We start from the raw sequence: 21,302 nt of genomic DNA on the forward strand, positions 1-21,302 counted from the left end.
TCAGCCCGCCACGGCCGCGGGGACGATCTTGGGTTTCGGCTTGGGGGCGTTCGCGTCGATGAAGCGCAACACCAGCGGGCGGATGTTGAGCCGCCAGCTCTTGCCCGCGAAGATGCCGTAGTGACCGGCGTCGGGCTCGAGGTGGCTCGCCTTCTTCGAGTCCGGCAGACCCGTCAGCAGGTTCAGTGCGGCGACGCACTGGCCGGGGGCCGAGATGTCGTCCTTCTCGCCCTCGACCGTCTTCACCGCCACATCGGTGATCGCGCCGATATCCACCCGCTTGCCCGCGACGGTGAACTCGTTCTTCGCGATCTCGCGGTTCTTGAACACGCGCTCGACGGTCGAGAGGTAGAACTCGGCCGTCATGTCCATCACGGCGAGGTATTCGTCGTAGAAGCGGTTGTGCGCGTCATGGTCCGACGCCTGCCCGCGCGCCACGCGCACGATCTGCTCGTGAAACGCCTTGGAATGGCGCTCCATGTTCATCGAGATGAAGCTCTGAAGCTGGAGGAGGCCCGGATAGACCAGCCGCCCGGCGCCCATGTACTTGAAGCCGACGCGCTGGATGGCGAGTTGCTCGAGCTGGCCCATCGTCACGCGGCGGCCGAAATCCGTCACTTCGGTCGCGGCCGCATCCGGGTCGATCGGGCCACCGATGAGCGTGAGGGTCCGCGGTTGCGCCGCCGGATCCTCGCCCGCCAGATAGGCCGTGGCGGCGAGCACGAGCGGCGCCGGCTGGCAGATGGCGATCACGTTGGTGTCGGGGCCGAGGGCGCGCATGAACTCGACGACATAGAGGGTGTAATCCTCGACGTCGAACTTGCCGCAGGACACCGGAATGTCCCGCGCATTGTGCCAGTCCGTCACATAGACGTCGCAGTCCGGCAGCAGACTGAGCACGGTCGAGCGCAGGAGCGTCGCGTAGTGGCCCGACATGGGGGCCACCAGCAGCACCTTGCGGGCCATCGGGGGCCGGCGGCGGACGAAGAACTGTATGAGGTTGCCGAAAGGCTTTTCCACGATGGTCTTCACATCGACCAGATGGTCCTGCCCGTCCTCGCCCACGATCGAGCGGATGCCCCAGTCGGGCTTGGCGACCATCCGGGCGAAGCTGCGCTCTGTCACCTCTCCCCAGGCGGCGGTCAGCGCCAGCATGGGATTCATCGAAAGGGCAAAGAGTGGATAGGAGGCCATGGCCCTTGCGGTCGCGCCCAACCACTCGTTGGTGTTGCGCGCACTCTCCATGACGTCATAGGTTGTCATATATTTCATTCGGTATCCCTGCCCGGTGGAGGCGCTGTGATCCTGCAGTTCTCCCCCCAGAGGCAGGCACACGATGCTGCATGGCAGCAAATGAGGGGGGAAAAGTCAATATGGCAACCGAAGAGCAGGCCCCGGGTTCCGTCCGCGACGCGCAGCTCGAGCGTCTGAACGCCAACCTGGCGCGCATCGACGAGTTGTCGAAGCGGCTTACGGCGGCGCTGACCCGGCGCAAGCTGTCCGACCCGGCGCTCCATGGCCCGTCCAGCGACGTGTTTCTCAAGGCGATGACCGCCTACATGGCCGAGATGATGCAGAATCCGGCCAAGATCCTCGAGCATCAGATCAGTTTCTGGGGCAAGAGCCTGAAGCACTACGTCGAGGCGCAGCAGCAGCTCGTCAAGGGCGAGCTGAAGCCGCCGCCGGATGCGACGCCGAAGGACCGGCGCTTCTCGAACCCGCTCTGGCAGACGCATCCGTTCTTCAACTACCTCAAGCAGCAGTATCTGATGAACGCCGAGGCGGTGCAGCAGGCCGTGGACGCGCTCGAGCAGATCGAGCCTTCCGACAAGAAGCGGGTCGAGTATTTCTCGCGCCAGATCGTCGATCTCTTCTCGCCCACCAATTTCTTCGGCACGAACCCCGACGCGCTCGAGCGCGCCATCGCGACGGATGGCGAGAGCCTCGTGCAGGGGCTCGAGAATCTGGTGCGCGACATCGAGGCGAACAACGGCGACCTGCTGGTGACGCTGGCCGACCGCGAGGCGTTCCACGTCGGCCACAACCTCGCCACGACGGAAGGCGCGGTGGTCTATCGCAACCGCATGTTCGAGCTGATCCAGTATCGCCCGACGACCGACACGGTCCACGAGACGCCGCTGCTGATCTTCCCGCCCTGGATCAACAAGTTCTACATCCTCGACCTCAAGCCGCAGAATTCGCTGCTGAAATGGCTGGTGGACCAGGGCTTCACCGTCTTCGTCGTCTCCTGGGTGAACCCCGGCAAGGGCTATGCCGGCGTCGGCATGGATGACTACATCCGCGAGGGCTACATGCGCGCCATGGCCGAGGTGCGCTCGATCACCCGGCAGAAGCAGATCAACGCGGTCGGCTACTGCATCGCGGGCACCACGCTGACGCTGACGCTCGCGCATCTGGAAAAGGCTGGCGACGCGACCGTGCGCTCGGCCACCTTCTTCACCACGCTCACCGACTTCTCGGATCCGGGCGAGGTGGGCGTGTTCCTGAACGACGATTTCGTGGACGGGATCGAGCGGCAGGTCGCGGTGGACGGCATCCTCGACAAGACCTTCATGTCGCGGACCTTCAGCTACCTGCGCTCGAACGACCTGATCTACCAGCCCGCCATCAAGAGCTACATGATGGGCGAGGCGCCGCCGGCCTTCGACCTGCTCTACTGGAACGGCGACGGCACCAACCTGCCCGCCCAGATGGCGGTGGAATATCTGCGCGGTCTTTGCCAGCAGGACCGGCTCGCCAAGGGGAGCTTCCCGGTGCTCAGTTCGCCCGTGGGGCTTGCCGACGTGACCATCCCGGTCTGCGCCATCGCCTGCGAGACCGACCACATCGCGCCCTGGAAGAGCAGTTTCAACGGCTTCCGGCAGTTCGGCTCCGATGACAAGACCTTCATCCTGTCCCAGTCCGGCCATGTGGCCGGGATCGTGAACCCGCCCAGCCGCAACAAGTATGGGCACTACGTCAATCCCGCGCCCCTGACCACAGCCGACGCCTTCCGGGAATCGGCCGAGTTCCATGAGGGCTCGTGGTGGCCGCGGTGGGGCGCCTGGCTGGCCGAGCGTTCGGGCAAGCGGATCAAGGCGCGCCAGCCGGGTGATTCGAAGCATCCCGAGCTTGCTCCGGCGCCCGGCACCTATGTCGTCTCTCAGCCCGAGCTGGGATGACCCGGCAAAAGCCTGCCGCAAGGTAAGGACTTTTCGGCCATCCGGCCAAAAATGCTGCGTCGCAGAAATCAGGCTTGATTTGCTGCGGCGCAGCATTTATATCCTTGTCACAGGACAACCGGGCATGAGCCCGCTCGCAGGAGACAAGGCAATGACCAAGACCCCCGACTTCACCAAAGTGATGCAGGACATGATGGCGGCTTTCCCGGTCGACTCGTCCGCGATGCAGAACGCGTTCAAGACCCAGGCCGCGATGGCCGAGAAGATGTCGAAGGTGACCCTCGAGGCCGCCGAGAAATCGACCGAGATCACCGCCAAGTGGGCCAAGGACACGATCGCCAAGTTCGGCGACCTGGCCAAGGCCAAGTCCGAACCGACCGAATATACCAAGGCTGCGACGGACTTTGCGTCGGCCGCCGCCGAGATGGCCGCCGAGAACCTCGCCGCCTTCGCCGAAGTGGCCAAGAAGGTGCAGATGGAGACGGTCGAGCTGATGCTGGCCGCCGGCAAGGACATGCAGGACGACGCGACCGCGGCGGTCAAGAAGGCGACCGTCGATGTGACCTCGGCCGCCAAGAAGTCCACCGCACCGGCGAAGTGAGCCGGCGCGCATCCACCCACTCCTCCCAAGGCGGATGCGCGGGGGGCGGGCCAAAAGCCCGCCCTTTCCTTTTTTCCGGGCCTGCCCTAGTCTTCTCTGCAACCGCACAAGAGGACAGGGTTGGGTATGGCCGAGACCGACAAGCCGTTGCTGATCAAGCGCTATGCCAGTCGGCGCCTCTACAATACCGAGACCAGCGATTACGTCACGCTCGAGGATATCGCCGGGTTCATCCGGGCGGGGCGCGAGGTCCAGATCATCGACCTGAAGTCCGGGGATGACCTGACCCGGCAATATCTCCTCCAGATCATCGCCGAGCATGAATCGAAGGGCGACAATGTCCTGCCTCTCGCGGTGCTGACCGATCTCGTCCGCAGCTACACGACCGAGGTTCAGTCCGTTGTGCCGCAGTTCCTGGCGGCCTCCTTCGAGATGCTGCGCTCGGGCCAGACCAAGATGATGGAGAATTTCAGCCAGATGTCGGGGCCGATGGCGGGGATGCCGGGCTTCGAGGCGATGCGCAAGCAGCAGGAAGCCTTCATCAAGGCGATGATGGCCTTGCCCGGCTGGACACCGCCGGCGCCGACGAGGGAAGAGACGCCCGAGGCCGGCAGCGCCGAAGAGCTGGCCCAGATCCGCAAGCAGCTCGCCGACCTGCAGAAGAAGCTCTCCAAGCTCTGACGGCCCGGAGGCGCTCCGCAGGCGACTGCGGAGCCCCCGTTGGCAAGGGTCAGGCGACCTCTGCGAAGACCTGTTTCAGCGCGGCGCCCAGCTTGTCGAACATCTCGTCCATCTGCGCCTCCGTCATGATGAAGGGCGGGCAGAGCACGATCGACTGGCCCAGCGGCCGGCAGATCAGCCCGTGATCGGTGCAGGTGTTGGCGATCCGCTCCGACACCGAGAGGTCGCCGGGGAAGGGGGTCTTGGTGGCCTTGTCCTTCACCGCCTCAAGCGCCCCCATCAGACCCTTGCCGCGCCACTCGCCGATGTTCGGATGTTCGGCCAGATGGGCCAGCCCCGCCTCGAACTTCGGCGTCAGCCGCTTCACATTCTCGGCCAGCCCCTCGTTCATCACCACGTCTATGGCCTTGAGCGCGATGGCGCAGCCCACCGGATGGCCCGAGGCGGTGAAGCCGTGCGGGAACTCCTCGACCGCCTCGGCGGCCGCCTGCACCCGATCCGACAGCTCCGCCCCAAGGATCACCGCTCCCATCGGGAAGAAGCCCGCGGTGATGTTCTTCGAGCTGATGATCGCGTCCGGCACGAAGTCGTAGGTCTGGCAGCCCCAGGTGTTGCCGGTCCGCCCGAAGCCGCAGATCACCTCGTCCGCGATCAGAGGGATGCCGTAGCGCTTCAGGACCGGCTGGATGGCCTGGAAATAGCCCTCCGACGGCGGGATCACCCCGCCGGCACCCATCACGGGCTCGGCGAAGAAGCCCGCGATCGTCTCCGGCCCCTCCTTGATGATGGTGGCTTCAAGTTCCCGCGCGAGGCGCTGGGTGAAGGCGGCCTCGCTCTCCCCCTCCTGGCCGAAGCGCCAGTAGTGCGGGCAGCCCACATGGATGAAGCCCGGCAGCGGCAGGCCGAACAGGCTGTTGTAGGGCTTGCCGGTCATCGAGGCCGAGACGGCGGTGACGCCGTGATAGCTGTTCACGCGGGTGATGATCTTGCGCCGCTCGGGATGCCCTTCGGCCGCCCCGAGGAACCACAGGATCTTGACCATCGTGTCGTTCGCCTCGGAGCCCGAGTTGGTGTAGAACACCCGGCCGCGGTCGAAGGGCGAGACCTCCACGAGCTTCTCCGACAGCATCACGGTCTGGTCCGACATCCGCCCGAAGAAGGCGTGATAGCCCGGAAAGCGGTCATACTGCGCCTTGGCGGCCTCGATCAGACCCGGATGGTCGAACCCGGCCACCATGTTCCAAAGCCCCGAATTGGCATCCAGATAGGCGCGCCCGTGAACGTCGTAAACGTAGGGCCCCGTGCCATGCGTCAGCACCACAGCGCCGCGCCGGTGCACCGAAGGCAGGTCAGTGAAACCGTAGAGGGAGAAGGCGTCGGCCCGCGACTCCCAGGAATTTGGCGCATCGTCACGCATGATCGGCTCCTCGTATTGGGTTGGGGCACAGGCTAGCGACGCGCCGGCAGAGGTTCAACACCCGCCGCCGATCCTTCGACAGGAACCGGCCGTTCTGTCTTTCACTTACCCACAAGTGTTCTGCTCTGGTTGGGCTGCAGCCTCGAAACCGATGACGAGGTCGGCGAGGCGGGAGAAGCCTCGCCAGAGGATGATGGCTCCGGGCGGCGCGTCGTGTTTTCGGGCAAGGTATCCGCCGAGGCGGGCGACGGCGACGATGTAGAAGTCGAGGTCTGGCCGGATCGGGGCTCAGGCGCGATGCGGTCCTGTCTGGAGGGCCCCTGAGGCGCAAGCCGGGAAACTGACGAGCCCATGCCGAAAGCAGTCTTGTCTACGGCCCATGTGTGCGGTCGCCCGCTGGCCCGGATGAAGTCCGCGGATCAGGTCCCATTCAAAGTACGCGCTGTAGGTGGCGCCTTGACCCCGTGGCGTGTCCTGATCCCCGGTTCGACCGGTTTGTCAACTTTCCTCAGTCTTCACGCATTCGCGTCCGCAGCCCGTCAGCCCCTCAAGGAGCCGGAGCCGCGTGGATCTCGTTGCGGCGCAGGAGCGCCCAGGCGTTGCGCGCGGTCTTGTTCGCCTGGGCGACGGCGACGACCCTCGGGCGCTTGCGCTCCTTGAGCAGCAAGAGCCACGCCTTGCCCGGATCGCCCTGGCGCGTGAACCGCAGCGCGGCGCTTGCCCCGGAAACCAGGAGGCGCCGGATGTATCCGTCGCGCTGCTTGCTGATCCCGGTCTGGCGGCCCTTGCCGCGGCTGGAATGCGCTCTCGGTGTCAGCCCGAGCCATGGTGAGCGGGATCAGGCAAGCTTCCAGTGGACGCTTGCCCCCGCGAACAACTGGCGGGCAGAGCGGAAGAGGCTCGCGTCCGGCACGTTCGCCGCAATAGCGCTGGCGGTGATCGGGCCGATGCCGGAGATGGTGGCGAGCCGACGGCTGGCGTCGCTGGTCCGGTGCCAGTCCAGGATCCGGCGCTCGAGGCGATCCACCTCGTCCGCCAGACCTTCGGCTCGGGTGATCCGGGCGGTCAGTGCGGCAACGGCATGATCCGACAGGCTGTCTAGGACGGAGCCGAACCGGGCTTTCAGCTGGTTCAGCCCCTCCGGCCCCTGTGCCGCCACCAGGCCCAGTTCGGCCAGATGCGCCCGCAGCGCGTTCGTCAGCATCGTCCGCTGGCGCACCAGAAGCTCGCGCGCCTTGTGCAGCATCAGCACCGCCTGCTGATTCTCGGTCTTCACCGCGACGAACCGCATGGTCGGCCGCGTGACCGCTTCGCAAGTGGCCTCGGCAACATGCCTCTCATTCTGGCTCAAATATCCTCGGGGGTCCGGGGGCAGACAGCCCCCGGCGGCTCCCGCTGGCGCCGCGCTTCAGATCCCCAGCCGATCGCGGAGGGAATACCAGGTCATCGCCAGCACCAGCATCGGCCAGCGCAGCGCAGCGCCGCCGGGAAAGCGGGGCTGCGGCAAGCCTGTCATCAGATCGAACCGCTCGGCCTGACCTGCCACCGCTTCCGCAATCAGCCGCCCTGCGAGCGTCGCCATCGCCACCCCGTGTCCCGAATAGCCCGAGGCTGACAGGATGTTGGGTGTCACCCGCGTGAAGCAGGGCAGCCGGTTCATGGTAATGGCGAGCGTGCCGCCCCACGCATGGGTGATCCGCACGTCGCGCAGCTGCGGATAGACCTCGAGCATGGGCTTCCGCACGGTCCGCTCGATGTCGGGGAAGCGGTATCCGTAGCTCTCGCCGCCGCCGAAGAGCAGTCGCCCGTCCTCGGACAGCCGCCAGTAGTTCACGACGAAGCGCGTGTCCGCCACCGCCACGGGTTCCGACAGAACCTCGGCCGCGAGGGAGCCCAGCGGTTCCGTCGTCAGGATGAAGTTGTTGATCGGCATCACGCGGGCCGCGACGGAGGGTTCGAGACTGCCCAGGTAGCCGTTCGCGGCCAGCACGACCTGGGCGGCGCGCACGCGCCCCGCGGCGGTCTCGACCACAGGCTCGGCGCCATGAAGGACCCGCGTCACCGGGCTCCGCTCGCAGATCCGCACGCCCGCCGCAACGCAGGCGCGGGCCAGGCCGATGGCGTAGTTCAGCGGATGGAGATGGCCGGCCCCGCGGTCGATGTCCCCGCCGACATAGGCTTCCGAGCCGATCAGGCGGCGGATCCCGTCCCGGTCGAGCGGCTCGATCCGGTCATAGCCGTAGTCGCGCGCAAGCTTCTCGGCATAAGCGTGAGCGTGGGCCACCTCCGAGGACTTGCGGCAGGCGTGGGCAATGCCCGGATGGAAGCTGACCGGCATGTCGTGGCGGAGGATCAGATCGCGGACCAGCGCCTTGGCTTCCTCGCCCAGATCCCAGAGCTTCCGCGCATCGTCGAGGCCCACCATCGCCTCAAGCTCGTCCTGCCCGAGCCGCTGGCCCGAGCCCACCTGCCCGCCGTTGCGCCCCGAGGCGCCAAAGCCCACCCGATGCGCCTCGAGCAGAACCACCGAATAGCCGCGCTCGGCCAGATGCAGCGCGGCCGAGAGGCCCGTATATCCGGCCCCCACGACGCAGACATCGGCCCGCACCTCGCCCTCCAACGCGGGGAAGGGGGCAAGATCGGCCGCGGTGGCCGCATACCAGGAGCGGGGATATTCCCCCGGCCGGTCGTTGGCATAGAGCAGGTTCATACGTTCAGCAGCAGATGCTCGCGCTCCCACGGGCTGATGACCTGCAGGAACTCCTTGTATTCGTTGCGCTTGACCGCGTCATAGACGCCGCAGAACTCGTGCCCCAGCACGTCGCGGAGCGCCGCGTTCTCCTCGAGCAGGTCGAGCGCATCGCCGAGGTTGTAGGGCAGGTCCGTCTCGGACATGTAGGCGTCGCCCGTGCATTCGGGGCGCGGCATCTTCCGCTCCTTCAGCCCGAGGTAGCCGCAGGCCAGCGAGGCCGCGAGGCCCAGATAGGGGTTGCAGTCCATCCCCGCGAGCCGGTTTTCAAGCCGGCGCGCCTCGGGCCCCGAGATCGGCACGCGCAGTCCGGTGGTGCGGTTGTCGCGGCCCCACTCGAGGTTGATGGGCGCCGCGAAGTCCGGGACATAGCGGCGGTAGCTGTTGACGTAGGGCGCAAGCAGGGCCACCGCGGCGGGCAGATGGGTCTGCATCCCGGCGATGAAATGGAGGAAGGCCTCGGCCTCGCCCCCCTTGGCGTCCGAGAAGATGTTGAGGTTCGTCCCGGTCTCGACCACGGAATGATGGATATGCATGGCCGAGCCGGGCTCGCCCTCGATGGGCTTGGCCATGAAGGTGGCGAAGCAGTCGTGCCGCAGCGCCGCCTCGCGGATCAGCCGCTTGAAGAAGAAGATCTGGTCGGCCAGCGCGACCGGATCGCCGTGGGCGAGGTTGATCTCGACCTGACCCGCGCCGCCTTCCTGAAGGATCCCGTCGATCTCGAAGCCCTGCGCCTCGGCAAAGTCATAGATGTCGTCGATCACCTTGCCGTATTCATCCACGGCGGACATGGAATAGGCCTGCTTGGCCGCCGCCCGCCGGCCCGTCCGCCCCATCGGCGGCATGACGGGCATGTTCGGGTCGATGTTGCGGGCGACGAGGAAGAACTCCATTTCCGGCGCCACGATTGGCGTCCAGCCCTCGGCATTGTAGAGCTCGACGATGCGTTTGAGCACGTTGCGCGGCGAGACGGGCACGGGATGGCCCTGCTGGTCCACCGCGTCATGGATCACCTGCAGCGTCACATCCGCCGTCCAGGGCGCGGCGGTCGCGGTCGAATAGTCAGGGATCAGGATCATGTCGGGTTCGGTGAAGGCGCCCGAGGGGTTGTCGGCCCATTCGCCGGTGATGGTCTGAAGAAAGATCGAGTTCGGCAGGAAGAAGCTCGTCTGCCGGCCGAACTTGTAGGCGGGCATGGCCTTGCCGCGCGCCACACCGGCGATGTCGGAGAGGATGCATTCCACCTCGTCCACGCGGCGGTTGCCGATGTAGGCGCGGGCGGCTTCGGGGAGACGATCGGTCCAGTCGGACATGGGTCTATCTTGCCTGATTGAAGAACTGGGCGATGCGGTCGGCGAGGCGGCCGGCATCGTTGGACTGGCCAAGCCGCTGCTGCGCGGCCTCGAGCCGGTCGTCGGGAATGACGCCCTTGCCGCGTGTCCGCATCAGCCCGTCGATGAAATCGTCGCGGAACTCGGGGTGGGCCTGCACCGTCAGGGCGAAGCCGGGGTAGAGCAGCGCCGCATGCGCGCAGAAATCGTTCGAGGCGATCACCTCGGCATCGGCGGGCGGCTCGATCACCTGGTCGCGGTGCCAGGCGTTCAGCACGATCCGGTCGGCGCCGAAGTCGTAGGCGGTCGGGCCCACGGCCCAGCCCTTCTCCGACCGCTCGACGCGCCCTCCGAGGGCCTGGGCGATGATCTGGTGGCCGAAGCAGATCCCCACCATCGGCACGCGCGCCGCGCGCGCCTCGCGGATGAAGGTCTCGAGCGGCGGGATGAAGGCGTGATCCTCATAGACGCCGTGGCGCGAGCCGGTGATGAGCCAGCCGTCGCATTCAGTCACGCTCGCGGGAAACTCCATGTCCATCACCCGGTAGGTGCGGAACTCGAGCCCCTTCTCGTCGAGCAGGTGCCGGAACATGTCGGGATAGTCCCCCATCTCGCCGGAGAGGACGTCGGGCGCTTCGCCCGTCTGCAGGATGCCGATCAGCATGAATTGTCCGAAATTGTCTGAGCCGGATACTAACCCCGGCCCGGGTGAGGCGGCAAGAGGTCACACGGTATCGAGGTAGAGCTCGACCTGTTCCTCGGGTGAGAGCTCGGCCAGGTAGTGCAGTTCCTGCCGCTTCGTCAGCACATAGTTGCGGATCAGCTCGCGCGGAAGGATGCGCGGCAGGATGGCGGAATTTTCGAAGGCCCGGATCGCCTCTTCCCAGGTGGCGGGGATCTGGGGCAGGTCCTCGAGCGCATAGGCGTTGCCCATGATGGCCTGAGGCGGCTCTTCCTGGTCCTCGATCCCGGTCAGGGCCGCGCCGAGGATCGTGGCCACCAGCAGGTAGGGGTTCACGTCACCCCCCGCCACGCGATGCTCGATCCGCCGCGCGGCGGGATTGCCCGCGGGAATGCGGACCGCGGTGGTGCGGTTCTCGTAGCCCCAGGAGATCGCCGTCGGCGCATGCATCCCCGGCACGAGCCGGTCGTAGCTGTTGGCGTGCGGCGCAAAGACGAGCGTGCTGTCGTGCATCGCGTTCAGGCAGCCCGCCACCGCATGGCGCATCATGGCGGTGCCCGTGGGGCCGCCGCTGTCGAACACGTTGCGGCCCTGCGCGTCGAGCACCGAGAAATGCATGTGCAGCCCCGAGCCGGAATATTCCGGGTAGGGCTTGGCCATGAAGCTGGCGGCAAAGCCGTGCCGCCGCGCAAGCCCCTTGACCAGCAGCTTGAAGAGCCAGGCATCGTCGGCCGCGCGCAGTGCGTCGTCGCAATGCATCAGGTTCACCTCGAACTGGCCGAGGCCGGTCTCGGAGGTGGCGGTGTCGGCGGGAATGTCCATCTCTTCACAGGCGTCGTAGAGGTCGGTGAAGAAGGTGTCGAAGGCGTCGAGCGCGCGGATCGAGAGCGCCTCGGCTGCCTTCCGGCGCTTGCCCGAGCGGGGCGAGGGCGGCACCTGCAGCGTCTTGCCGCTGTCGTCGATCAGGAAGAACTCCAGCTCGACCGCGACCACCGGGGTCAGTCCCCGCGCCTTGTAGCGATCAAGCACGGCGCGCAGCGCGTGGCGCGGGTCGCCCTCGTAGGGGCGGCCGTCCTCGCGGAACATCCAGATCGGCAAGAGCGCGGTCGGCGCCTCGAGCCAGGGCATCGGCATGAAGCCGCGCTCGGTCGGGCGCAGGATGCCGTCGGCGTCGCCCTGCTCGAACACCAGCGGGCTGTCGTCGATGTCCTCGCCCCAGATGTCGAGGTTCAGCACCGAGAACGGAAAACGCGTCCCGTCCTTCACCACCTTGTCGGCGAAGCGGGCGGGGATGCGCTTGCCGCGCGCCTGCCCGTTGAGATCCGCGGCCGCGACACGGATCGTGCGGACCTGGGGGTGCTTTCTCAGCCAGTCTTTCATCACGTCACCTGATGATCTGCGGCCTGACCCTCAGGCGCGGCCTGCGGGCCGCGGGAACGTGGCGGTTCAGCCTCCGGTTCATCAGCCCGAAGAGCCAGATCACGAGAAGAGTGAGGCAGATGAAATAGAAGGCCACGATGGGGTAAGGCACGAACGGGTTGAAGGTCTTGTCGGCGAAATATTTGGCGTAGTAGAGGGCGTCGCCGCGCTGCTGGAAGGCCGGAAAGCCCGAGAAGAAGACGAGCGTGGTGGCGTGGAACAGGAAGATCGCCTCGTTGGTGTAGGCGGGCCAGGCAAGGCGCAGCATGGTGGGCCACTGGATGCGGCGGAACTTCTTCCAGCCCGACAGGCCGTAGGCGTCGGCCGCCTCGAGATCGCCCTTCGGGATCGCCATCAGCGCGCCGTGGAAGATCTCGGCCGAATAGGCGGCCGTGTTCAGGAACAGCACGATCAGCGCCCCCGCCCAGGCGCGGGTCAACCAGCCGGTCTCGACCGTGAGGCCGAAGATGTCTATGCCCGCCCGCGGCAGCAGAACCAGCGCCTCGTAGGCCAGGAAGAACTGGATGAAGAGGGGCGAGCCGCGGAAGAGGAAAATGAACCATTCCGCGGGCTTGCGGACGACGGGCGAGGGGGCGGCCTTGGCCATGGCCAGCGCGTTGGCGAGGAAGAAGCCCGCCGCCAGCGCCAGCACCCCGAAATAGATGTTCCAGATCATGCCCGAGCCGATCAGCGTGAACTGCTGGCAGAGCGTGAAGTCGCTGCGCGGCAACAGCCGCTCGCCCATGCCCAGCGAGCGGAGGCCGTAATCGGCGATCGTTTCGATGCAACTCATGCCGCGGCCTTCCGCTGTGCTTCGCCCGCGGCCGTGGCCTGCCCGAAGCTGAGCCTGCGCGTCAGACGGCCCAGCACGATCTCGGACAGGCGCGTCATGCCGAGGTAGAAGACCAGCAGCGCGAGGAAGTAATAGAGCCGCCAGTCCGGGTGCGGATAGGCGTAGAGCGAGGTCTTGGTGCCGCCCAGCTCACGCGCCCAATAGACGATGTCCTGCACGCCGAGCAGGAACAGCAGCGGCGTGGCCTTGATGAGGATCATCCAGAGGTTCGAGAGGCCGGGCAGGGCGTAGATCCACATCTGCGGCACGAGGATGCGGCGGAAGACCTGACCCTGCGTCATGCCGTAGCTTTCGGCGGTCTCAAGCTGCGCGCGCGGCACGGCGTTCATCGCGCCGGTCAGCACGTTCGAGACGAAGGCCCCGAAGACGATCGCGAAGGTCACGACCGCCAGCCCGAAGCCGTAGATCTGGTGCCAGATCTGCGCGGCGTTGCCGGGCGGCACCTTGGCCGAGGGGCAGACGCGGAACTCCAGCCCCTGCCGCACGGGCTCGGTCCAGTCGGGGCAGCGGATCTGGTGGGTGACCCATTCGATGCCCTGGTCGAGCGCGATGACGAAGAAGAGGAAGAAGACGATGTCGGGGATGCCCCGGACCATGGCCGTGTAGGTCTTGCCCGCGACCGAGACCGGCCAGAGGTGCGACCGTGCCGCGACCGCACCGGCAAAGCCGAAGGCCAGCGCCACCGGAGCCGTGACGGCGAGCAGCACAAGCACGGTGACGAAGGACCAGTAGAAGGCGATGTGCGACCCCGAGGTGAGGTAGCACAGGAGCCAGCTCAGGCCCTCGAGACTTTTGGGATCGGCGCAGCTTGCGAACATGGGCGGGCGGAGGGCCCTCGCCGGGCCCCCCTCCTTTCGGTCAGAAGGTCTGGATCTCGTCGCCGAACCACTTGCGGATCATGGCGTTGATCGTGCCGTCGTCCTTCATGGACTGGATGGCCGCGTTGAACTTTTCCTTCAGCTCGGTGTCGGACTTGCGAACGCCCATGCCCACGCCGCCGCCCAGCGGCACGTCCTCGCCCACGAAGGTGAACTCGCCGTTCGACTCGTTGACGAAGGGCACGAGGAAGTCCTTGTCGGCGAAGACCGCGTCGGCCTCGCCGTTGCGCACCGCCGCCACGGTCTCCTCGCCGGTGGCGAACTCGAGCAGCGTCGCGCCGCTCTCGGCCACATGGCTCGCCTGGATCGTGCCGGTCTGCGCCGCCACCACGCCGCCCTCGATGTCGGCATCGGGCGAAATCGCGGCATAGGCCGAGGCCAGCGGCGGGATGTAGTTCTGGGTGAAGTCGATGACCTCTTCCCGCTCTTCGGTGATGCTCATCCCGGCCATGATCGTGTCATAGTTGCCGGACTGCAGGTTGGGGATGATGCTGTCCCACTCGTTCTTCACCCAGGTGCAGGTGAGGTTCGCGCGCTTGCACAGCTCGTCGCCCAGCTCGCGCTCGTAGCCGTCCACCTCGCCCTTGTCGTTGATGAAGTTGTAGGGAGGGTAGGCGCCCTCGGTGCCCATGCGCACGGTCTGTTGCGCGGCGGCCGTGCCCGCGGCCAGCGCCAGAAGCGCGGTGGTCAGGATCAGCTTCTTCATCGGTCTCTCCCGGTCAGTGTTCTGTTGTTGTTGGTCGTCAGGCGGTGGCGGACAGGAACTGGCGCAGCCGATCGGTCTGCGGCGCGCCGAAGAGCCGGTCGGGCGGCCCCTCTTCCTCGATCCTGCCCTGGTGGAGGAAGATCACATGGTCCGACACGTCGGAGGCCATCCGCATGTCGTGGGTCACGAGAAGCATGGTCCGGCCCTCTTCGGCCAGCGCCTTGATGACGCGCACCACCTCCTGCTCCAGCTCGGGATCGAGCGCCGAGGTGGGTTCGTCGAAGAGCAGCGCGCGGGGCTCCATGCAGAGGGCGCGGGCGATGGCGGCGCGCTGCTGCTGGCCGCCCGAAAGCTGGGCGGGGTAGGCGTCGCACTTGTCGCCGATCCCCACCTTGGCCAGATAGCGCCGCGCGGCCTCCTCGACCTCGGCCCGCGGCCGCCCGAGCACCGTCACCGGCGCCTCCATGACGTTCTGGAGGATGGTCATGTGGGACCAGAGGTTGAACTGCTGGAACACCATCGACAGGTTGGTTCGGATGCGGATCACCTGCGCCTTGTCGGCCGGGTGGCGGGCGAGCCCCGTGCCCTTCCAGCGCACCGCCTCGCCCTCGAAGAGGATCTCGCCGTCCTGGCTGTCCTCGAGCAGGTTCGCGCAGCGCAGCAGGGTGGACTTGCCCGAGCCGGACGACCCTATGAGCGAGACCACATGGCCCTTGGGGGCCACCATGTCCACGCCCTTGAGCACCTCGAGACTGCCGTAGCTCTTGTGCAGGTTTCGGATCTCGATGACGGGAACGGGGCGCGAGGGGCCTGGGTCTCGGGTCTGGGCGGTCACGACGGCTCGCAAATTGTCACTCTGGCCCGAGTAGGACCCAAATCCTTGGCCAAGGCAAGGCGGATTCGCCGCGCACCCGCGGCCGACGACCGGCCGCGGGCCCTGCTGCCTCGTCGGAAGGCAACGGCCCGCACGGTCTTCGGCCGTTCAGTCGCGTTCGGCCCGCTGGCGGGCGATGGCGCTTTCCTGGTCGGTCAGGCCGAGCAGGTTCGCCACCAGCCGAAGCACCTGATCCTCGCCGTCGTCGCGCTCGCCATCGGCCAGCGCCACCGTCCAGAGCGCCTGCATCAGCGAGAAGCGATCCTCGACCGGCACGGCTTCCTTGAGGGCGCGGGTGAAGCGCACCGTATCGGGCGCCTCGGCCTCGAGCGCCTCGGCCTCGCGTCGGATCCGGGTGGCTTCCTCGGGCGTGATTCCGCGCCGGCCGGAGAGCACCCGGTCGATGCGGGTGATCTCTGCCTCGTCGTAATGGCCGTCGGCGCGGGCCACGCGCACCAGAAGCGCCGCCAGTGCAAGGTCGGCGTCGGGCTCGGGCAGACGATCGGGGGCGGGCGCCGTCAGGCGGCGGAGAAGGCTATCGAACATGGGACAGGATATAGAGCGGCCCCCGGCGGCTGCCAAGCGCCCGGACATCACGTCGCGCGCGGAGTGCTCATCCGGCGAAGAGCGCGGTCAGGCGCGCGGCCTCATCGTCCGTTCCCCAGGGAGGGTTCACCACGAACATCCCCGACCCCACCAGACCGTGCCCGTCGCGCGCGGGGGGGAAGCGGACCTCATGCGCCAGGGCCTCCGGGAACTGCGCCCGCAGCGCCTCGACCATCGGACGGTGCAGGCCCGCGGGCAGGATCGGATACCACAGCGCCAGCGTCCCCACATTCCATTTCCGCGCGATGGCGGCCATGTGCCTGGGGATCGCCGCATAGTCGGCCTTCACCTCGAAGCTCGGGTCGATCAGCATCAGGCCCCGGCGCGGCACGGGCGGCGTCAGCGCCAGCGCGGCGCGGAAGCCGTCTTCCTGCCGCAGATGCGCCCCCCAGGGCTCCATGACCCGCGCGAGCGCCCGGTATTCCTGCGGATGCAGCTCGGCCAGATGCATCACGTCACCGTCGCGCAGGAACCCCGCAGCCAGCAGGGGCGAGCCGGGATAGGCCGCGGGCCCGAAGAGCGCGCGCTCTTCGCGCAGCCGCCGCCGATAGGGATGGTCCTCGGGCAGCCGCCGCTCCAGCACCACGACGCCCTGCGCCGCCTCGCCGGTCTTGACCGCCTCGGCCGAGGACAGATCGTAGAGCCCCCGCCCCGCGTGGGTCTCGATGTAGGTGAGCGGCTTGTCCTTCTTCACCATGTAGTCGAGCATCGCACACAGGAGGGCGTGCTTGTGCACGTCGGCGAGGTTCCCCGCGTGGAAGATGTGCTGATAGGAGAGCATCAGGGCCGCCTCCGTCCGCGCGCGTCCGGGGCGCCGGGTCGCGACAGTGCGTGGCCGGGATCGGGCCGATGCCGGGAGTGCTGAGGGTTCATGCGATCTCCTGGCGGGGCAGGCCTTATGTCGTCGCGCGGCCGCCCCTTCGGGACGGCCGGCGGGCAATCTCAGACCAGCCGCGACACCTCGACGGCGGCGCGGATGAAGTCGGCGAACAGCGGGTGGGGCGCGAAGGGCTTGGACTTCAGCTCGGGGTGGAACTGCACGCCGACGAACCACGGGTGGTCCTTGATCTCCACGATCTCGGGCAGGCGGCCGTCGGGGCTCATGCCCGAGAAGGTCAGCCCGCAGCCCTCGAGCGCCTCGCGGTAACGCACGTCCACCTCGTAGCGGTGGCGGTGGCGCTCCTCGATCTCGGTCGAGCCGTAGATGGTGGCCACGCGCGATCCCGCCGCCAGCGCGGCCGTATAGGCGCCAAGCCGCATCGTGCCGCCCTTGTCGTCGTCATGCTTGCGCTCGACGATATGGTTGCCCTGGATCCATTCCTTGAGGTGATAGACCACGGGGGTGTAGCGCTTCCGGCCGATCTCGTGATCGAACTCTTCCGAGCCTGCATCCTTCACATGGGCAAGGTTCCGGGCGGCCTCGATCACCGCCATCTGCATGCCCAGGCAGATGCCGAGATAGGGAATGCCCTTCTCGCGCGCATATTGCGCGGCGCGGATCTTCCCTTCCGTGCCGCGTTCGCCAAAGCCGCCGGGCACGAGGATGGCGTGGAAGCCTTCGAGGAACGGGCTCGGATCCTCGCGCTCGAACAGCTCGGCGTTGATCCATTCGGCCCTGACCCGCGTCCGGTTCGCCATCCCGCCGTGGGTCAGCGCCTCGGCGATGGATTTGTAGGCATCTTCCAGCTGGGTGTATTTGCCGACGATCGCGACGCGCACCTCGCCCTCGGCATGCTCAAGCCGGTCCATTACATCCACCCAGCGGTCGAGGTTGGGCTTCGGCGCGGGCGAGATCCCGAACGCATCCAGCACCGCCTGATCCAGCCCCTCGCGGTGATAGGCCAGCGGCGCCTCGTAGATGGTCTTCAGGTCATAGGCGGCGATCACCGCTTCTTTGCGCACGTTGCAGAAGAGGGCGATCTTCTCGCGCTCCTTCTCGGGGATCGGATGCTCCGAGCGCAGGAGCAGCACGTCCGGCGCGATGCCGATCGAGCGCAGCTCCTTCACCGAATGCTGGGTGGGCTTGGTCTTCAGCTCGTGCGAGGCCGAGACGTAGGGCAGGAGGGTCAGGTGGACGAAGATGCACTGGCCGCGCGGCTTGTCCTGTGCGAACTGGCGGATGGCCTCGAAGAAGGGCAGGCCCTCGATGTCGCCGACCGTGCCGCCGATCTCGCAGAGCATGAAATCGACCTCATCCTCGCCGACCTTCAGGAAGTCCTTGATTTCGTTGGTGACGTGCGGGATCACCTGAATGGTCTTGCCGAGATAGTCGCCACGGCGCTCCTTCTCGAGCACGTTGGAATAGATCCGGCCCGACGACACCGAATCCGTCTTGCGCGCCGAGACGCCGGTGAAGCGCTCGTAATGGCCGAGGTCGAGGTCGGTCTCGGCGCCGTCGTCGGTGACGAACACTTCGCCATGCTCGAAGGGCGACATCGTGCCCGGATCGACGTTCAGATAGGGGTCGAGCTTTCTCAGTCTGACCGAGAATCCGCGTGCCTGCAGCAGCGCGCCGAGCGCGGCCGAGGCCAGACCTTTGCCCAGCGAAGACACCACCCCGCCGGTGATGAAGACGTAGCGTGCCATGCGGTGGGATCTCCCGTGACTGTCGGTTCAAGGTAGTGCGATCGGCTTGCCCGAATCCCACCATCACGGGAGTCGGGATATAGCGCATCCGCAAAGAGTTCGCAACTGACGACAGCTAGATGCTGTCGTCAGAAAGGCAAAGGCCTCAAAGGATTGTGGGGCTCAGTTGGCCGTCGTCGGAGCGGGCGCGACAGGGGCGTCCGGTGCGGCCGTTTCCGGCGCCGGAGCGGCCTCGGGCGCGCTGGCTTCGGGCTGGGCGGCCTCCGGCTCGGTCGTCTCCGGGGCGCTCGCCTCCGGTGCAGCCGGTGCCACGTCGGGTGTCTCCGCCGCCTCGGGGGCCGGGGCCTCAGGAAGGGGCGCTTCGGCCGGAGCCGGAGCTTCCACCGCCGGAGCTTCCACCGCCGGGGCCGCCGGCTCGTCGGCGCGCGGCGGCGCCAGCGGGGCGTTGGTCGGTGCCGGGGGCAGCAGGTCACCGCCGAGCGGCGCCTCGGGCGTTGCCGGGGCCTGCTGGCGCGTGGTGCCGCCGAACTGGTCGATCACCGAGGATCCATGCGAGTTCTGCGCGGCAAAGATCGTCAAAGCGATCGAGGTGCCGATGAAGGCCACCGCAAAGACCCAGGTCAGGCGCGTCATGGCGTTTGCCGCCTGACGGCCGGTCATGGCGCCGCCGCCGCCGCCCATGCCGAGCCCGCCACCCTCCGAGCGCTGCAGCAGCACCACGCCGATGAGCAGAAGCGCGAGGATCAGATGGACGATGAGAACGACGTTTTGCATGCGGAGGGGGCCTTCAGATGCTGACGCGCCTATCTAGGCCCATGCGTCCGTCGCCGCAAGCCCTTCAAGGCCGCAGGTCCGGGTGCCGCGGGCCTCGCGCCGCGGGTGCCGGTCCCGGCCCCGCCGGCCAGGGCCCCGCCGGCCATGGCCCGGCCGCCGATTGCGGCCGTCCGTCCGTCGGGCGAATTTGCGGTTCCGTCCCGCTCGGGGGAGAGATATAGAGCGCGGGTCTTTTTTCATCAGCAAGGAACGGACATGGCCAACGTCGTCGTCGTGGGCGCCCAGTGGGGCGACGAGGGGAAGGGCAAGATCGTGGACTGGCTCTCGGAGCGGGCCGACGTGATCGCGCGCTTCCAGGGCGGGCACAATGCGGGCCACACGCTGGTGATCGACGGCAAGGTCTACAAGCTGTCGCTGCTGCCCTCGGGGATCGTGCGGCCGGGCAAGCTCTCGGTGATCGGCAATGGCGTCGTGCTCGATCCGTGGCATCTCGTCGGAGAGATTGCGAAGCTGCGCGGTGAAGGCGTCGAGATCACGCCCGACAATCTGATGATCGCCGAGAACGCCGTGCTGATCCTGCCGCTGCACGGCGAACTGGACCGGGCGCGCGAGTCGCACAATGCGGTGGCCAAGATCGGCACCACCGGCCGCGGCATCGGCCCGGCCTACGAGGACAAGGTGGGTCGCCGGGCGATCCGCGTGGCCGACCTCGCCGACGAGGCGACGCTTGCGCTCCGGGTGGACCGGCTGATGGTGCACCACGACGCGCTGCGCCGCGGCCTCGGGATCGAGCCCATCGACCGCGAGGCCCTGCTGGCGCAGCTGCGCGAGATCGCGCCGCAGGTGCTGCCCTACGCGAAGCCGGTGTGGAAGGTGATGAACGAGATGCGCAAGGCCGGAAAGCGCATCCTCTTCGAGGGGGCGCAGGGCGCGCTGCTCGACATCGACTTCGGCACCTATCCCTTCGTCACCTCCTCGAACGTGATCGCGGGGCAGGCCGCCACCGGCACGGGCATCGGGCCGGGCGCCATCGGCTTCGTGCTCGGCATCGTCAAGGCCTACACCACCCGCGTGGGCGAGGGCCCGTTCCCGGCGGAACTGAAGGACGCCGACGGCGAGCGTCTGGGCGAGCGTGGGCGCGAATTCGGCACCGTGACGGGGCGCAAGCGCCGCTGCGGCTGGTTCGACGCGGTCCTCGTGCGCCAGACCTGCGCCACCTCCGGCGTCTCGGGCATCGCGCTGACCAAGCTCGACGTGCTCGATGGATTCGAGACGCTGAAGATCTGCGTGGGCTACGACCTCGACGGCGAGCGGCTCGACCACCTGCCGATCGCCGCCGACCAGCAGGCGCGCTGCACCCCGATCTATGAAGAACTCGAAGGCTGGTCCGAAAGCACCGCCGGGGCACGCAGCTGGGCGGACCTTCCGGGCGCCGCGGTGAAATACGTCCGCCGGATCGAGGAACTGATCCAGTGCCCGGTGGCGCTGCTCTCCACCTCGCCCGAGCGCGACGACACGATCCTCGTCACCGACCCGTTCGAGGACTGAGACATCCGGGGCCGCCCCCGCCGGGGCGGCCTCCCTTGCCGCAGGAGGTTCCATGGCCCTGAGCTACAAGACACGTCGCCGCCTGTCGCTGCTTGTCCTCGTCGTGGGGATGCCGCTCTATATCGTGGCGGCGGTGACGCTGGTCGGCCTCTTCGACCGGCCGCCCTTCTGGCTCGAACTCGTCATCTATGTGGCGCTGGGTGTCGTCTGGATTCTGCCCCTGAAGCCGATCTTCATCGGCGTCGGGCAGGCCGACCCCGACGCGAAGACGCCCGAGGACGACGGCAACTCCCGCTAGTCCGGGCCTGTGCGGCCCGTCACCCCGGCGCCGCCCCTGCCTTTCATTCTGGCCCAAATATCCCCGCCGGAGGCTCCGACGGCCGATCCGGGCGCCGCTCCGTCCGGTCTGGACCGC

The 21,302-nt window shown here is 67.3% G+C and carries 20 protein-coding genes and 1 pseudogene; 5 read left to right on the forward strand and 16 right to left on the reverse strand.

Features of this window, described 5'->3' with window-relative positions:
• Complete coding sequence (gene phaZ, locus LV780_RS03550; RefSeq protein WP_108221673.1) at nucleotides 1-1,272, reverse strand: polyhydroxyalkanoate depolymerase; 1,272 nt, start codon at nucleotides 1,270-1,272, stop codon at nucleotides 1-3.
• A gap of 101 nt (nucleotides 1,273-1,373) precedes the next feature.
• On the opposite strand from phaZ, the gene LV780_RS03555 reads away from it, so the two are divergent.
• The 3 genes from LV780_RS03555 to phaR all read left to right on the forward strand — a co-directional run bounded on the left by LV780_RS03555 (nucleotide 1,374) and on the right by phaR (nucleotide 4,464).
• Nucleotides 1,374-3,182 (forward strand): PHA/PHB synthase family protein, encoded by a 1,809-nt coding sequence (locus tag LV780_RS03555; RefSeq protein ID WP_108221675.1) that lies wholly within the window; start codon nucleotides 1,374-1,376, stop codon nucleotides 3,180-3,182.
• A 151-nt stretch (nucleotides 3,183-3,333) separates the two neighbouring features.
• A complete protein-coding gene (locus tag LV780_RS03560; protein ID WP_044247879.1) occupies nucleotides 3,334-3,783 on the forward strand; it encodes a phasin in 450 nt (149 codons plus the stop codon).
• 126 nt (nucleotides 3,784-3,909) lie between these two features.
• Nucleotides 3,910-4,464 carry a polyhydroxyalkanoate synthesis repressor PhaR gene (phaR, locus tag LV780_RS03565; protein ID WP_108221676.1) on the forward strand — a complete coding sequence of 185 codons (555 nt, stop codon included), beginning with the start codon at nucleotides 3,910-3,912 and terminating at the stop codon, nucleotides 4,462-4,464.
• Between the two features lie 49 nt (nucleotides 4,465-4,513).
• Here the strand turns inward: phaR and LV780_RS03570 are convergent, their stop codons facing one another.
• The 15 genes and pseudogenes from LV780_RS03570 to secG all read right to left on the reverse strand — a co-directional run bounded on the left by LV780_RS03570 (nucleotide 4,514) and on the right by secG (nucleotide 19,339).
• Nucleotides 4,514-5,881: an aminotransferase gene (locus LV780_RS03570; protein WP_108221678.1), complete on the reverse strand. Its 1,368-nt coding sequence runs from the start codon at nucleotides 5,879-5,881 to the stop codon at nucleotides 4,514-4,516.
• Between the two features lie 105 nt (nucleotides 5,882-5,986).
• Complete coding sequence (locus LV780_RS03575) at nucleotides 5,987-6,163, reverse strand: IS4 family transposase (RefSeq protein WP_080517453.1); 177 nt, start codon at nucleotides 6,161-6,163, stop codon at nucleotides 5,987-5,989.
• A 265-nt stretch (nucleotides 6,164-6,428) separates the two neighbouring features.
• Nucleotides 6,429-7,208 (reverse strand): annotated as a pseudogene (locus LV780_RS03580) (IS110 family RNA-guided transposase); the annotation flags it as partial.
• Nucleotides 7,209-7,289: 81 nt separating this feature from the next.
• Nucleotides 7,290-8,591, reverse strand: a complete 1,302-nt coding sequence (locus LV780_RS03585; RefSeq protein WP_108221680.1) for an NAD(P)/FAD-dependent oxidoreductase — start codon at nucleotides 8,589-8,591, stop codon at nucleotides 7,290-7,292.
• Nucleotides 8,588-9,943 carry a glutamine synthetase family protein gene (locus LV780_RS03590; protein ID WP_108221682.1) on the reverse strand — a complete coding sequence of 452 codons (1,356 nt, stop codon included), beginning with the start codon at nucleotides 9,941-9,943 and terminating at the stop codon, nucleotides 8,588-8,590. Before LV780_RS03590 ends, LV780_RS03585 begins: the two co-directional genes overlap by 4 nt.
• Nucleotides 9,944-9,947: 4 nt before the next feature.
• Nucleotides 9,948-10,625, reverse strand: coding sequence for a type 1 glutamine amidotransferase (locus LV780_RS03595; protein WP_108221684.1), 678 nt, complete (start codon nucleotides 10,623-10,625; stop codon nucleotides 9,948-9,950).
• Between the two features lie 60 nt (nucleotides 10,626-10,685).
• Entirely contained in the window at nucleotides 10,686-12,023 is a 1,338-nt protein-coding gene (locus LV780_RS03600) for a glutamine synthetase family protein (RefSeq protein WP_101340517.1), read from the reverse strand.
• A gap of 4 nt (nucleotides 12,024-12,027) precedes the next feature.
• Complete coding sequence (locus tag LV780_RS03605; RefSeq protein WP_101340508.1) at nucleotides 12,028-12,855, reverse strand: ABC transporter permease; 828 nt, start codon at nucleotides 12,853-12,855, stop codon at nucleotides 12,028-12,030.
• Nucleotides 12,852-13,733, reverse strand: a complete 882-nt coding sequence (locus LV780_RS03610) for an ABC transporter permease (RefSeq protein ID WP_101340509.1) — start codon at nucleotides 13,731-13,733, stop codon at nucleotides 12,852-12,854. Before LV780_RS03610 ends, LV780_RS03605 begins: the two co-directional genes overlap by 4 nt.
• A gap of 40 nt (nucleotides 13,734-13,773) precedes the next feature.
• On the reverse strand, nucleotides 13,774-14,499 hold the full coding sequence (locus LV780_RS03615; RefSeq protein ID WP_011907917.1) for a transporter substrate-binding domain-containing protein: 726 nt from the start codon (nucleotides 14,497-14,499) through the stop codon (nucleotides 13,774-13,776).
• Between the two features lie 37 nt (nucleotides 14,500-14,536).
• Nucleotides 14,537-15,334: an ABC transporter ATP-binding protein gene (locus LV780_RS03620; RefSeq protein ID WP_044248593.1), complete on the reverse strand. Its 798-nt coding sequence runs from the start codon at nucleotides 15,332-15,334 to the stop codon at nucleotides 14,537-14,539.
• Nucleotides 15,335-15,481: 147 nt separating this feature from the next.
• Nucleotides 15,482-15,919 carry a tellurite resistance TerB family protein gene (locus tag LV780_RS03625; protein ID WP_044247882.1) on the reverse strand — a complete coding sequence of 146 codons (438 nt, stop codon included), beginning with the start codon at nucleotides 15,917-15,919 and terminating at the stop codon, nucleotides 15,482-15,484.
• A gap of 67 nt (nucleotides 15,920-15,986) precedes the next feature.
• The gene (gene rlmJ, locus LV780_RS03630) at nucleotides 15,987-16,760 is read right to left on the reverse strand and encodes a 23S rRNA (adenine(2030)-N(6))-methyltransferase RlmJ (protein WP_108221686.1); all 774 of its coding nucleotides are present in this window, start codon (nucleotides 16,758-16,760) and stop codon (nucleotides 15,987-15,989) included.
• A gap of 161 nt (nucleotides 16,761-16,921) precedes the next feature.
• Entirely contained in the window at nucleotides 16,922-18,565 is a 1,644-nt protein-coding gene (locus tag LV780_RS03635; protein WP_108221688.1) for a CTP synthase, read from the reverse strand.
• A 162-nt stretch (nucleotides 18,566-18,727) separates the two neighbouring features.
• The gene (gene secG / locus LV780_RS03640; RefSeq protein WP_117344880.1) at nucleotides 18,728-19,339 is read right to left on the reverse strand and encodes a preprotein translocase subunit SecG; all 612 of its coding nucleotides are present in this window, start codon (nucleotides 19,337-19,339) and stop codon (nucleotides 18,728-18,730) included.
• Nucleotides 19,340-19,594: 255 nt separating this feature from the next.
• Between secG and LV780_RS03645 the strand changes: the two genes are divergently transcribed.
• A complete protein-coding gene (locus LV780_RS03645; protein ID WP_011907923.1) occupies nucleotides 19,595-20,887 on the forward strand; it encodes an adenylosuccinate synthase in 1,293 nt (430 codons plus the stop codon).
• 52 nt (nucleotides 20,888-20,939) lie between these two features.
• Complete coding sequence (locus tag LV780_RS03650) at nucleotides 20,940-21,185, forward strand: DUF2842 domain-containing protein (protein WP_108221691.1); 246 nt, start codon at nucleotides 20,940-20,942, stop codon at nucleotides 21,183-21,185.
• Nucleotides 21,186-21,302 lie beyond the last annotated feature (117 nt).

Origin of the sequence: Cereibacter azotoformans, assembly GCF_021391315.1 — a bacterium.
GTDB lineage: Bacteria > Pseudomonadota > Alphaproteobacteria > Rhodobacterales > Rhodobacteraceae > Cereibacter_A > Cereibacter_A azotoformans.